The 12,792-nt window shown below is 61.9% G+C and carries 15 protein-coding genes; 10 read left to right on the top strand and 5 right to left on the bottom strand.

The window, feature by feature from the left end:
* Positions 1 to 444 (top strand): helix-turn-helix transcriptional regulator (locus tag R2855_01170; GenBank protein ID MEZ4529614.1); only part of this gene is annotated, 444 nt, incomplete at its 5' end.
* Positions 441 to 1,052 (top strand): hypothetical protein, encoded by a 612-nt coding sequence (locus R2855_01165; protein MEZ4529613.1) that lies wholly within the window; start codon positions 441 to 443, stop codon positions 1,050 to 1,052. The genes R2855_01170 and R2855_01165, both read left to right, overlap by 4 nt.
* Positions 1,053 to 1,071: 19 nt before the next feature.
* Here the strand turns inward: R2855_01165 and R2855_01160 are convergent, their stop codons facing one another.
* From R2855_01160 to modA, 3 genes are all read right to left on the bottom strand, one after another.
* Entirely contained in the window at positions 1,072 to 1,902 is an 831-nt protein-coding gene (locus R2855_01160) for an aldolase/citrate lyase family protein (GenBank protein ID MEZ4529612.1), read from the bottom strand.
* Between the two features lie 187 nt (positions 1,903 to 2,089).
* Positions 2,090 to 2,881, bottom strand: coding sequence for an ABC transporter permease (locus R2855_01155; GenBank protein ID MEZ4529611.1), 792 nt, complete (start codon positions 2,879 to 2,881; stop codon positions 2,090 to 2,092).
* A gap of 203 nt (positions 2,882 to 3,084) precedes the next feature.
* Entirely contained in the window at positions 3,085 to 3,987 is a 903-nt protein-coding gene (gene modA / locus R2855_01150) for a molybdate ABC transporter substrate-binding protein (protein ID MEZ4529610.1), read from the bottom strand.
* Between the two features lie 334 nt (positions 3,988 to 4,321).
* Here modA and R2855_01145 point away from each other — a divergent pair, with 334 nt between their 5' ends.
* The 3 genes from R2855_01145 (at position 4,322) to R2855_01135 (ending at position 7,611) form a co-directional block, all read left to right on the top strand.
* Entirely contained in the window at positions 4,322 to 5,770 is a 1,449-nt protein-coding gene (locus R2855_01145) for a hypothetical protein (GenBank protein MEZ4529609.1), read from the top strand.
* A gap of 227 nt (positions 5,771 to 5,997) precedes the next feature.
* Complete coding sequence (locus R2855_01140) at positions 5,998 to 6,243, top strand: hypothetical protein (protein ID MEZ4529608.1); 246 nt, start codon at positions 5,998 to 6,000, stop codon at positions 6,241 to 6,243.
* Between the two features lie 414 nt (positions 6,244 to 6,657).
* Positions 6,658 to 7,611 carry a UDP-glucuronic acid decarboxylase family protein gene (locus R2855_01135; GenBank protein MEZ4529607.1) on the top strand — a complete coding sequence of 318 codons (954 nt, stop codon included), beginning with the start codon at positions 6,658 to 6,660 and terminating at the stop codon, positions 7,609 to 7,611.
* 47 nt (positions 7,612 to 7,658) lie between these two features.
* On the opposite strand, the gene R2855_01130 is transcribed toward R2855_01135, so the two are convergent.
* On the bottom strand, positions 7,659 to 8,483 hold the full coding sequence (locus R2855_01130; GenBank protein MEZ4529606.1) for a hypothetical protein: 825 nt from the start codon (positions 8,481 to 8,483) through the stop codon (positions 7,659 to 7,661).
* A gap of 100 nt (positions 8,484 to 8,583) precedes the next feature.
* On the opposite strand from R2855_01130, the gene R2855_01125 reads away from it, so the two are divergent.
* Positions 8,584 to 9,504: a GNAT family N-acetyltransferase gene (locus R2855_01125; GenBank protein ID MEZ4529605.1), complete on the top strand. Its 921-nt coding sequence runs from the start codon at positions 8,584 to 8,586 to the stop codon at positions 9,502 to 9,504.
* Here the strand turns inward: R2855_01125 and R2855_01120 are convergent.
* Positions 9,501 to 10,031: a GNAT family N-acetyltransferase gene (locus R2855_01120; protein MEZ4529604.1), complete on the bottom strand. Its 531-nt coding sequence runs from the start codon at positions 10,029 to 10,031 to the stop codon at positions 9,501 to 9,503. The genes R2855_01125 and R2855_01120 overlap by 4 nt on opposite strands.
* Positions 10,032 to 10,246: 215 nt before the next feature.
* On the opposite strand from R2855_01120, the gene R2855_01115 reads away from it, so the two are divergent.
* The 4 genes from R2855_01115 (at position 10,247) to R2855_01100 (ending at position 12,780) form a co-directional block, all read left to right on the top strand.
* On the top strand, positions 10,247 to 10,687 hold the full coding sequence (locus R2855_01115; GenBank protein ID MEZ4529603.1) for a DUF1622 domain-containing protein: 441 nt from the start codon (positions 10,247 to 10,249) through the stop codon (positions 10,685 to 10,687).
* Positions 10,684 to 11,292 (top strand): ankyrin repeat domain-containing protein, encoded by a 609-nt coding sequence (locus R2855_01110; GenBank protein ID MEZ4529602.1) that lies wholly within the window; start codon positions 10,684 to 10,686, stop codon positions 11,290 to 11,292. The genes R2855_01115 and R2855_01110 overlap by 4 nt, the downstream gene beginning before the upstream one ends.
* Before the next feature lie 67 nt (positions 11,293 to 11,359).
* A complete protein-coding gene (locus tag R2855_01105; protein ID MEZ4529601.1) occupies positions 11,360 to 11,887 on the top strand; it encodes a YqhA family protein in 528 nt (175 codons plus the stop codon).
* Positions 11,884 to 12,780: a homocysteine S-methyltransferase family protein gene (locus R2855_01100; GenBank protein MEZ4529600.1), complete on the top strand. Its 897-nt coding sequence runs from the start codon at positions 11,884 to 11,886 to the stop codon at positions 12,778 to 12,780. The genes R2855_01105 and R2855_01100 overlap by 4 nt, the downstream gene beginning before the upstream one ends.
* Positions 12,781 to 12,792 lie beyond the last annotated feature (12 nt).

The following is a 12,792-nucleotide window of genomic DNA, read 5'->3' as shown; positions in this document are numbered from 1 at the left end:
AACTACGAACTCGTCGCGCAGATCTCTGGTTCGATCCAGAGCCTACACGCAAGCATGGGCGCATCGGTCAAGGTGCCGTTCCGGGAACGGTTTCGACGCAATCTGGAGGAGGCGGAAGCGCACCTCGGCCAGGATCGGTTTGCGGAGTTGATGGCTGAAGGCGCGGCGCTCACACCTCCCGAGGCAGTAGCGGCTGCCTTCGCGCCAGCACGAGCGCCAGTCGAATCGAAACACGCCAGCAGGAACGCGCTCGCGGTGTTGTCACCCCGGGAACGGGAGGTGCTGCGGCTGGTGCCTGGACACACCGCCGGGGAAATCGGCGAAGCGCTCTTCATTAGCGAAAGCACGGTCCGCACACATATCGAGCACATTCTCAACAAGCTGGGGATGCGCAATCAGAAAGAACTGGTTGCCGCGATTTACGAACAGGACTGGTTGCCATGAGCCTGCAATCGAAGCCGTGGCTCTTCTGGATCGATGCGGCGGTGAAAGCCGCGCTGGTGGGGTTGCTGCTCTTCGCGGTGGCGCGGCCAGATCTGGAGCAGTTCCAGGGCAAAGCGATGAATGCCCGCGCGGTCTTCTACCCGATCTCGATGGTGGTGGTGCCAATCGGGTGGTGGCTGGCTCGTCGCCGTGGGGTGAAGCTGCCCTATCCGTATCTGCTCGACATTCTGGTGGTGTTGCCGCTGCTGATCGACACAGCCGGCAACGCGCTGAACCTCTACGACACGATCGACTGGTGGGACGATTTCAATCATTTCCTGAACTGGGGCATCTTGACGCTGGCGTTTGGGCAGGTGCTCCTGCTGCTCCCGGTGGGACGGAAAGCGGCTGCCGGGTTGATGATCGGGTTCGCCGCGTTGACCGCCTATGTCTGGGAGGTGCTGGAGTACGTCACCTTCGTGCGCAATTCGCCCGAGCTGGCCACCGCGTACACGGACACGCTTGGCGACACCGGATTGGCCCTGATTGGGGCGACACTGGCGACCGCGTTCGTGATCGGTTGGCAATGGCCACGGCGGGAGCGCCCCCTCGCCGTGGCCACGGAATGAGCGTTTCGTTCCCGATCGATCAGTAGCGAACCGCGCTTCCGGTCTCATCTCCGCCAATCGTGGCGCGTTCAGAGGGCGTCCAATTGGTCTTGGCCAGATCGCTGGAGAGACCGCCAACCAGATACTTGGACTCGCTGGCCATGGCAAGGAACTGGAATCCTTCTTCGATGCGCTGGTTGATGCCCGCCGCGCCCGAGGTGTGAATGCCAGGCGCAACGCCGACCTCTTTGGAGGTTTTGCAGACGTGAGCAATGGCTTCGACGATCTGCGGATGATCCCACTCGAGTGGAACGCCAAGACCGATACCCATCGAAGCGGCGAGGTCGTTCGGTCCGATGAAACATCCGGCGACACCGGGTACGCTCAGGATCTCATCGCACTTCTCGACCGCGTCGATATGCTCGATCTGCAGGATCAGGCAGATTTCGTCGTCCGCGTGTTTGAGATAGTCGCCGCCGGAGGTGTCGAAGCGGGTGCCGGTCATGCTTCCGCCAACGCTGCGCTTGCCTTTTGGCGGGAAAAAGGTAGCTTCGGCGGCGCGTTCGGCCTCCTCGCGGCTGTTGACCATCGGGACCACGACGCCCCAGGCGCCAGCGTCGAGCACGCGCTTGAAGTTCTCGGGATGGTTCCACGGAATGCGAACCATTGGGGCGACTCCGCCGGTCGTGATGGCGCCAAACATGCGCGAGAGCGTCAGAATGTCGATTGGATTGTGCTCGGTATCGACCACGAGCCAATCGAACCCCAGCCGCGAAACGAACTCGGCTGCTTCCGGACTGGGAAGCGAAAGCCAGGTGCCGATCGACGGCTCTCCAGCAGCCAGGCGGCGCTTGACGTGATTGACGCGCATGGGGATTCATCCTTTTGGCGAACGGGGCGAACGGCAGTGTTGGCTGGGATTGTACGCGGGAGGTTTGGAGCCCGGTGCGTGGTTTCCCAGGATTGGAATTCCGGCCGGTGCGCATCGAGATCAGATTGGGCAGCAACAATGCTCCGCGCGCGCGTCTCGAGCGACAACAGTCTCGGCCCGTTTCCGGTCAATCGAATCCGTTCGCGCGGTTCGAGATGCGCACCGAGAGCAGCACCAGGGTGGCGCAGGCGACGAGGATGACGGAGAGGAGCAGGGCAGTGTTCAAGTCGCCGGCCTCGTAGCGGCCATAGACGGCCAGCGGCATGGTCTCGGTTCTGCCGGCGATCGAACCGGCGAACATGATGGTGGCGCCAAACTCGCCCAGCGCTCGCGCCCAGGCGAGCACGAGTCCCGCACCGATCGCGGGTCGAGCCATTGGCAGCGTGACACTGCGCAGCACCCGCCAGGGATCGGCGCCGAGGTCGGCGGCAACTTCTTCCATGCCCTTGTCGTAGCGAGCAAAGCCGGCACGCGCGGCGCGCACATAGAACGGCGTAGCCACGAAGATCTGGGCCATGACGACCGCGGTGGACGTGAAGCCAATGGTGATGCCGAAGTGCTGGTCGAGATACTCCCCCACCAGGCCGCGTCGCCCGAACGCCATCAGGAGCGCGAGGCCCGCTACCGCCGGTGGGAGGACGATGGGGAGATCGATCAGGGTTTCCAGCGCGTTCTTGCCACGAAACGCGTGCCGGCCGAGCAGAAAGGCGAGCGGCGTGCCGAACAGGAGCACAATGGACATCGAAATGGTGGTCGTCACCAGCGAAAGGGAGAGCGCCTCACGTAGCGTGGTGGCGGTACGTTCGGAAACGCCATCGAAGCGCTCGATCGTGCGCCACAACAGGCTGACCAGGGGAAGCGCAAGAAAGCCGATCATCGCCGCGGCGGCAAGCAGTGCCAGCCAACGTCCGATGCGCATGAGCCCGTGAGATCGGTACTGGTTCGTTTGCGACGAAATAGCTGCGCGCTCCATTCCTGTGCGTAGCGAGCTGCAATCTACTGGTCCAGGCGGGGTGACCAATCATAGTGCGACCGCCACGCAGCCGAACGGATGGCGCATGGCGGTCGCATGGAGCAGTTCGTGACGACGGCAATCGAGGACGGAGATGCCGCCGCCAACAATTAGTCGACGGGAATGAACCCGTAGGACTCGAGAATGGCCTGTCCGTCCGGCGACAGGATGTAGGAGATATACGCAGCGGCGGCATCCTGGTTCCCAGCAGCAACCGGCGCAATCGGATAGGTGGCGATCTCGTTGACCGTTTCCGGGATTGCAATGGCAACCACATCGTCGGTCACGTCCGAGGTATAGACGATGCCGGCATCGGCCTCCCCCAGAGCAACCTTGCTGAGCACAGCGCGGACGTTGTCTTCCTCGGAGACGACGTTTCCGGCCACGTTGGCTACGAAGTCGTCGCCGTAGGTGGCAGTATCGGCAGCCATATTGCAGATGCTCTCGCGGGAGTAGCCGCCGACCGGAACGTCCTCCTGCGCGAGGACCAGCTTGATGCCCGGTTTGGCGAGATCGGCAGCCGAACTGATGCCAGCCGGATTGTCGGCCGGAACGACAACGGTCAAGAGATTCTCGACGAAGGTTTGCGGTTCCGCGGTGACGGTTCCCGCCTCGATGGCGTTGCTCATGGCCGTGTTCGAGGCGAACGCGGCCACATCGGCCGGGGCGCCTTCGGTCAATTGCGTGACCAGCGCCTGCGAACCGGCGAAGTTGTTGACGATATCGAGACCGGGGTTGGCGGCTTCGAGCGTAGTCTCGACCTCGGTGAACGCATCGGTGAGCGAGGCCGCCGCGAAAATCGTGACGGTGCCGGCGTTTTCCGGGAAGGGAACCACCTCGGCCGCGGTTTCTGCGCCTTCCTCTGCCGCCGGGCTCGCGGCTGGAGCAGCGGCGGGAGCCTCACACGCCCATGGCTCGATCTGCGCCGTGGTCACAGCGGGCCGGGCGGCCAGCGCGGACACCATGAGCATGAGCCCGATCAACAAGGACATTCCTGAACGACGGAAACGCATGTGCAACCTCTCCAGCAATTCGGATTTTGACTAGTCAACTATTGATGCATTCTTGCGGAGGCGCGGCCTCGCGGTCAAGCGGAACGCAAAACTACTTACGCAATGGCGCAACGCTGTATGCCGCATGGGCAGATTGACTATCCAGTATCTGAAGCGAATTACGCAGAAGTGCACCTTTTCGTCCAGATCGATCCACAGCAGAATCGACTCGTTGCTTGCGTGGGGCGAGCGAATCAGCGAAGAGGAGGTCTGCAAACTCTCAAGACGGGCGGTCGCCCGATAGAACGACGCGACTCGATGTTGATCCGAAATAGATGATGAAGGGATAGTTGGAATGAACGTACGGCGACGATTTGGATATACCCTCTGTGGCCGATTGCTTGTGCCAGGCTTGGCGGCGGCAGTGGTTCTTGGCGGCTCGTTCGAGGCGTCGATGGGTCAAGGTGTCGATGGCGGAGCACGGCACACGGCATCTCAGGTAATTGCCCAGCAGTTGGTCGATCTGCCCGAGGGCCGCGTGGCATTCATGGTGCGTCAGCAGACGGTCGATGCCGCTGGACTCACCCTGCCCGGGGACGATCCGATGTTCCTGGTGGGGACCGATGGGTCGACACTGGTCCGGGCCGAGACGAATGGCAACGCGTTGCTCCTGGGCGCGCAAGAAGCGGCGGCGCTCGCCGCCGGAGACGCGTATCGGGTCGAGCCGTTGGGGAGCGCCTCCCTGTTGAGCATCGAGCTGGACACCAATCCGCCAGACACTGCCGAATACATGGGCGACATGTACGTCGATGTCGCGGGCATGCGGGACATGGAGCTGCTCCGAACCGAACTGGGCCAGATGGAGGAGATCGTGCTCGAGTCCGAGTCGGGCGCCGGTCTGTTGCTGGTGCTGGAGGGTTCGGTCATCGTGGAGGATGCCGAAGGCGCATCGGCGTTGCTTGACGCTGGAGACGCGATCGATCTCGACGACTCGACCCCGGTGAGCGGCGTCGATCCAGCGTCAGTTGTGCTGGCAGTGACCCTTGGCAACGCGCTCGATCTTGTCGGACCTTCTGTCGAGAGCGAGGCACCGGTTGACAATGCTGGTGAGACCACAGGTCCAGCCGGCGGAGGTCAGGCAGGCGGCACGGTGCCGACGATCAAGGTCGATTCCGACGGTGACGGACTCTATGACGACGACGAAGCGGCCCTGGGATCGGATCCGAACAATCCCGACTCCGACCAGGATGGCCTGAGCGACGGCGACGAGGTGCATATCTACGGTTCGAGCCCGACCTCGATGGATACCGACGGCGATGGGCTGCCCGACTACAACGAAGTTACCCAGCAGGGAACCGATCCGGCCAATCCCGATACCGACGGAGATGGACTGAGCGATCACGACGAACTGAACTACGAGGACTCCGATCCGACCAAGTACGACTCCGATGGTGACGGTCTGAACGACCTCGAGGAAGTGCTCTACAACGCGAGTTCGGAGACTCCGGATCTCGACGGCGACGGCCTCACCGATTACGAGGAAGTGAAGGTCTATGGGTCCCGGCCAAACTCGCCGGATGGCGATGGTGACATGCTTGGGGACTATGAGGAGGCGAAGGTCTACTTCACGAATCCGATGATGCCGGACAGCGACAGCGACGGTGTCTGGGACTACAACGAAGTGACCGATTTCATGACCGATCCAAACGATTCGGATACCGATGACGACGGCTTCTCGGACGGATTCGAGATCAACGACGGCTACGATCCGCTCGACGCGAACGATCCGGGCCCGATCGTCTAGCCCATCGCCTTCTTCGGTAATCGCGGCTCGTGAGGAAGTCCCCCACGAGCCGTTTTCCGCTTGACGCGATCACCAGGTAGAACATATGATCTACTCGTCGCTTGGATGGTTCGGGCATTCGCAAACCGGGGCAGCCGCTCCGAACCATCCAACCGACGCAATGCGAGGGTGGGGGAACCCGCATGCGGGGGCGTGCGGATCGGCAAAGCAACGAGAGGTTCGGGCCAATGTCTGGGCAGGTGATCCCACTCTTTTCCGCGCCGTCTCCACAGGAGCGGGACGCGCTCGATGTCACAGCAAACTATCTCAAACGGGCCGGCACCGAGGCGGCCACCCGCATGATGGGCGCGCCGGCGCTCGATTTCGGCAAGGCGGCGCTGGTGGAGTCGCTGCGCGAAGAGATGCGCGAGTCAGCGGCGCTGTGTGAATGCCTGATCGACCTTTTCGATGGCTGGGGCGGTCCGTCACGCTAGAGCGGTTGCCGAGACACGTGCCTGCCGTGCGAATGCCGTCATCCCGACTGAGGCGGAGCGGAGGGATCTCCTCGCCACAGCGAGGGCAACAACGTCACGCTTCTTTGCGATGGCAGGCACTTCGGTGAAGAACCGCTCTGGTCCGGATCATTCACAAAGCGTTTCGCTCTCTCCAATTGTCAGTCGATTGCGACCGCGAAGGGCCGCAACCACGCAGCGGGGGGAACAAGGCAACCCCCTATGAATGACCTGGGTGATCGTATCCATGGTATCGGGCATCCTGGATCGAGCGGCGAGACTCCCAGACTCCTGTTAGGATTCACACCACGCCCACAATCGACCAGTTGACGCACGCGGCATTTCGGGTCGTGGCGCCCATTGGACATGGAAGTTGGGAATTCAGGGAGAGTTGGGATGACAACGTTGGTGACCGGCGGAGCCGGATTCGTCGGCGCTAATCTGTGCGAGCGATTGGTGCGCGATGGCGAGGAAGTGATCGCGCTCGACAACCTGGTCACCGGCCGCACGAGCAATCTGGCGGCATTGCAGGCAAACCCGGCCTTTACCCTTGTGGAGTTCGACCTGAACCAGGGGCTGCCGTCGTTGCCCAGGCTCGACCGAATCTATCACTGCGCGAGCCCGGCCAGTCCGCCTGAGTATCAGAAATTCCCCATCGAAACGTTGCTGGTGAATTCGGAAGGGACGCGGCGGCTGCTCGACCGCGCGGTCGAAGACAACGCGCGCTTCCTCTTTACCAGCACATCCGAGGTCTATGGGGATCCGCTCGACCATCCCCAGCGCGAAGACTATCGAGGGCATGTGAGCTCGACGGGGCCGCGCTCGATGTACGACGAATCGAAACGGTATGCCGAGGCGCTCATCACCGCCTATGCCGGACGCTATGGGATCGAAACCCGCATCGTGCGCATCTTCAATACCTATGGTCCATATATGGCGCCCCACGACGGCCGGGTGGTGAGCAACTTCATCGTCCAGGCGATCAAGGGCGAACCTCTGACCATGTATGGCACCGGCCAGCAGACGCGCAGCTTTCAGTACATCGACGACCTGATCGAGGGAATCGTCCGGCTCATGAACTCGGACTATAGCGGTCCGGTGAACATCGGAAACCCGAACGAATTCACTATGCTGGAGCTGGCGACCAAGGTGCTTGCGATGACCGGCTCCTCATCGGAAATCGAGTTCCTGCCGCTACCGGTAGACGATCCGAACCGTCGCCGGCCAGACATCTCGCTCGCGAAATCGGTGCTCGACTGGGAGCCGCGCGTGTCGCTCGACGAAGGGCTGGAAAAGACCATCGCGTACTACCGGGCCGAGGTGTTCGGGGAGCCGGTCGTCAGCAACTAGCACGCGGCACGCGGCACGCGGCACGCGGCACGCGGAGCGATGGTCGCTCATGCGCCGGGATAGCAATAGAACGCGTCGAGGGTAACCGGGTTCGCCGGGTCGAGGGTTACTGTCGAACTACGTGGTCCATCCGGGACAAAGATGCCGCAGGTGACCCGATCGGGAAGTTCGGAAACGAACTCGATCGTATAGTCGCCGGTTCCATCGAAAGTGGCGACGCCATTCTCGTCGGTAGTGAGGATGAATTCGGCGCTTGGGTTGAAGAGGCGAAGCTCGACGTCCGGAGCGAGTTCGCACAGTTCCGGATCGATCACGTCACCACTACAGCTGTAGACATTCACCGTCAGTGTGGTGACGGACACCTGTTCCGGGGCAAGGATGTTGTACCAGTCGCACGCGAGTTGCTCTCCCGGGAGAAGCTGGATATCGAGTCTCCCTGCCGGCTCGACGATGGTGAAGGGAGAGAAGGGCGACTCGAACGAGCGCACGTTGCTGGTGCATTCGGCAATGTACGAGAGCGCGATGGTGCTGGGCGTCTGCTGCTGGAGGCGGAAGTCGCCCGACGCGAGATTCGTGAAGGAAATGGTGGACGGACTGCCGCCGGATCCGGTGGAAGCCATCATGCTGCCGCTGGCCGAGGCTATCGGCTGCAAGGTGAACGCGATGTCTTCCGTGCCCAGCGCGCATTCATTCACGAGCGTCTGATTGGGATCGATCGGATCGTGCAAACTGTCGCAGGTATAGACGTCGATGGTGAGGGACGCTGGCGACTCTGCAACGGCAACGCCGGAAGACACAGCAGCGAGTCCCGCCAGCAGCATGATTGCCAGGCCGATCATCAACCGAAGCCCTGATTCGTATTGGCGCCACATCGTTTCTCTCCTCTCACGACCACTCGTTCAGCATCGCATGCGATGCGCAAAATGGAAACGATGAAAAAGGAACAGCGGTTCCACACAAGAAGTGAGTGTCATGCAATTTCGCCCCTACCAATCCGACCGAGACGATCTGCCGCGCATGGTGGCGCTGGTCCAGCAGCGATGGCTGGACGCGGCGCCGGCTCCCTGGGACATGCACCCGGGTGATGTGCTCTGGGCACGCTACATGCTCGAAGATCGCGAATCGCGCTGGCATGAGCGCGTGCTGCTCTGGGAAGAGCAAGCAACGCTGCGCGGGTACTCGCTGATCTATCCGAAGAGCCGCGAGATCGTCCTCTGTCTGGCGGCGGAGCTCGAATCGAACAGCGCATTGGTCCAGGAGATGCTCGACCGCGCGCGCGAGCAGGGTCATCGGTTGCAGGCCGAGGGGGGCGAGTTCTTTCCAACGACCTACGAGGGGTCGGCGCTCGAAACCACCTACCATGCGCTCGGTCTGCAACGCCAGGGCGATCCATTCATGCGCATGAATGCGCGCACGGTATCGACCACGGATGAGCTGGATGTGATGCTGCCGGACGGTTGGGAGGTGCGGCCGGTTTCCGGGCCGGATGAGTATGCTGCCCGCGTCGACGTGCACAGGGAGGCGTTCGCCCCGTCGAAGATGACAATCGAGGCCTATGCCCGATTGCGTACCGTGCCCGGTTATGATCCAGAGCTCGACTTGGTGGCGGCCGGTCCAGACGGCACAATCGCCAGTTACGCGATCGCCTGGTTCGACCCAGTGACCCGCACTGGCTTGTTCGAACCGGTTGGCGCGTTGCGAGCCTACCGGCGCATGGGCTTGACGAGCGCAGTGCTGACCGAGGCGTTGCGGCGGTTGCGCGCGCGCGGCACCGACCGCGTCTTTGTCAATTGCTTCACCGACAGCCCCGCGGCCATTAGTCTCTACGAATCGGTTGGATTCCGGGAGGTTCACCGCTGGACGCTGCTCGGAAACGAGCAGGCCGCCGACTAGATGCGAATCTTCTGAGGGGACGAGCCGTCGCGGGATTTCTGCATCCAGATGCCGTCGAGATTGCGGCCATAGTAGTTGCGGCTGACGCCGACCTCTTTGAAGCCTTCGCGGCGGTAGAGGTTCTTGGCGGTTTCGTTCTCGGCTTCGACCATGAGCACCATGTCGCCCTGCGGAATGGCGGCATCGAGCGCGCGCAGGAGCCGCGCTCCAATGCCGCGCCGTTGCGCGGCGGGATCGACACAGATGTTGATCACCCGGGCCTGGCCACCGTTGCGGTCGCCGATCGCGCAGCCGACGATGCAGCCGTTCTCACGCGCGACGAGAAAGCGCACGTGAGGAAGACTCCATAACAAGAGCAATGTGGCGTAGCCATAGGCAAGCCTCGGCTTGAAGGCGCGTTTTTGCAGCGCCGTTACCTCGCGCAGTTCCAGGAACCTGACACCGCCAATCGCGACGCCTTCCAATCGAACCGATGCCAGCGGCGAGGGGGGAGGAGAAGTTGGGAAGAGTTTGGCGTGATTTGCCATCGATCAGGTTTGGACCATTTCTGTCAACTGTCGTAGCCGCCATGGTACACCAGCGGCCGCTCGGAAGGTCCGATTTCATGGGCATGCCAGGCTGGGCGCGTCATACGTCGAGATATCGCGATCGGCGGAGATTTCCACTCTTGGGACATGCGCCATGCCGCGCAGAAATGCGATGATCCGCACACGAAACAGCGCGACACGGAGGTTCGGCATCTATGATGCTGGTGTTACAGGATCGAGTCGCAGAACCCGAACATGAATTGATCGAGCGGGTACTGGACGGCGTCGAGTATCTGGCCCTGGTGATCGAAGTGCTGGCCGTCTGCGTCATCGCGGTCGGTGTGCTCTACGCCGTCGGTTCGTTTCTCATTGCTCGCCACGGAACACCGCAGCTCAAGCATTACGATCGAGAGTTCCGTGCGCGGCTCGGGAACTCGCTGCTGATCGGTCTCGAAATCCTGGTGGCGGCAGACATCATCCGCACCGTGGCGCTGGAGCCAACGTTGGAGAATGTGGCAATCCTTGGGATTCTGGTGCTGGTCCGCACCTTCCTGAGCTGGTCGCTGGTGGTGGAAATCGAGGGCCGCTGGCCATGGCAAGCAGCAGCCGCGGAGACATCGAAGGGATCGGGCGGCGGCAAAGAGTCGCTCGAATGAGCGGCGAAACTGGTATCGGATTGATCGATGCGGCCGCAGCCGGAGATATCGACGGATTGCGGGCGCTGCTGGAAACAAGTGAGCCCGACTTGAACGTGCGGGACAGCCGTGGGCGCACAGCGCTCATGGCGGCGACGTACGCGAACCAACCGGAAGCCGTGGCGCTGTTGCTCGATGCAGGCGCCGATGTCGATCTGCAAGACGACATGCTGAACAATCCATTCCTTTATGCCGGAGCAGAAGGTCTGATGGAGATTCTGAAGCTGACGCACCAGGCGGGCGCCGATCCGACGATCCGCAACCGCTACGGCGGGGTGGCGATCATTCCCGCTTCAGAAAAGGGCCACCTGGACGCGGTTGTGTACCTTCTCGAAGAGACCGAAGTCGATGTCAATCACATCAACGATCTCGGCTGGACCGCATTGCTGGAGGCGATCATCCTGACCGATGGCGGTCCGGTGCATCAACAGATCGTCGCCAAGCTGATCGCGCATGGGGCAGATGTGCGCATCGCTGATGGTGATGGAGTGACACCGCTCGACCATGCGCGGCAGCGCGGATATCGGGAGATCGAAGCGCAACTCTTGGCAGCGGGCACAGAGTAAGATCACCGCAGCGCGGTTCAGCCGCGAAACGATCCGCCACGCAAGTACCGGGAGCCTTCGGAGCGACATGCGCAATATTCTCGCGAGCAGCCGCTTCTTTATCGCCATTGCGGTGTTGGGCACCTTCGTCGCCTCGGTCTCACTGATCGTTTCGGGCACGATCTCGGTGTTCAAGGTGACCAAGGATGCGATCGTCGACGGGCATGTCGGCGTCGATGCGTCGAAGCACATGGCGGTCGACTATCTGCAGCTCGTCGATATCTTCCTGCTCGGCACGGCGCTCTACATCATCGCGCTGGGCCTCTACGAGCTCTTCATCGACGACAGCCTGCCGATGCCGAGTTGGCTCGTAATCGCAACCTTCGAAGATCTCAAGGAAAAGCTCATCGGCGTCATCATCGTGCTGCTGGGCGTGAGCTATTTGGGCACAGCCGTCACCTGGACCGGTTCGGGCAGCATTCTCGATCTGGGGCTGGCCACGGCCGCCGTTATCCTGACGCTGGCAATTGCCCTCTACTTGAGTACCAAGTCGCACAGTCATGCGACAGTCGACCATTCGGGACATCCCGATCCGAGGAGTGAAACGCATTCATGACAGTCACTGACATCCTGCCAGAGCCGGTCTTGCTCGATGGCGGAATGGGGCGCGAGCTTGGGTTTCGCGGGGTCGAGGTTTCGCGGTACATCTGGTCGGCACAGGCATTGCTGGATGCGCCCGATGTGGTGCGCGAAATCCACGCCGACTACATCGCCGCCGGAGCGGACATCATCACCACGAACACCTATTGCACGTTGCGCTCGCATCTGGACAAGGCGGGTGTGGCCGACCGCTACGAAGAGCTCAACCGCCTGGCGGGAGCGCTGGCGGTGGAGGCACGAGAGAGCGCGGACCGGCCGGTGTTGATCGCCGGGTCGCTGGCGCCGATGTTCGAAAGCTACCGCCCGGACATGGTGCTGCCAGCCGCCGAAAGCGAACCCGTTTACCGCGAGCAGGCCGAAATTCTGGCCGAGTACGTGGACATGTTCATCTGCGAAACGATGTCCAAATCAGATGAGGCCGTGGCGGCGGCGCGCGCAGCTGCCGCAACCGGAAAGCCGGTTTGGGTGTCGTTCAATTTGCATCCGAGCAAGCATGGCTATGTGCGCAGTGGAGAAACGATCGGCGAGGCGGTGGCGGCGCTCGACGGGATACCGGTTAGCGGTTTCCTCGCCAACTGCTGCATGCCCGAACTGATCGAAGCCGGTATGCCGGAGTTGGTGAACACCGGCTCGCGTTTTGTCGGCGGGTATGCCAACACCTTTCTCCCCACACCGGACGACTGGACACTGGAAGAAAACGACCTGCACAACCTGCGCGAGGATTTGGAACCACCGGCGTATCTGGAGTTCGTCGAAGCGTGGTTGGACAAGGGCGCCACGGTGGTCGGCGGTTGTTGTGGAACCAGACCGGCGCATATTAGGGCAATTGCGAACGTGCTGGGACGGTAGCTATCGTCGCGG

The organism is Thermomicrobiales bacterium (genome assembly GCA_041390825.1).
Taxonomy (GTDB): Bacteria; Chloroflexota; Chloroflexia; order Thermomicrobiales; family UBA6265; genus JAMLHN01.
This window is presented reverse-complemented; position numbering and strand designations above follow the sequence as displayed.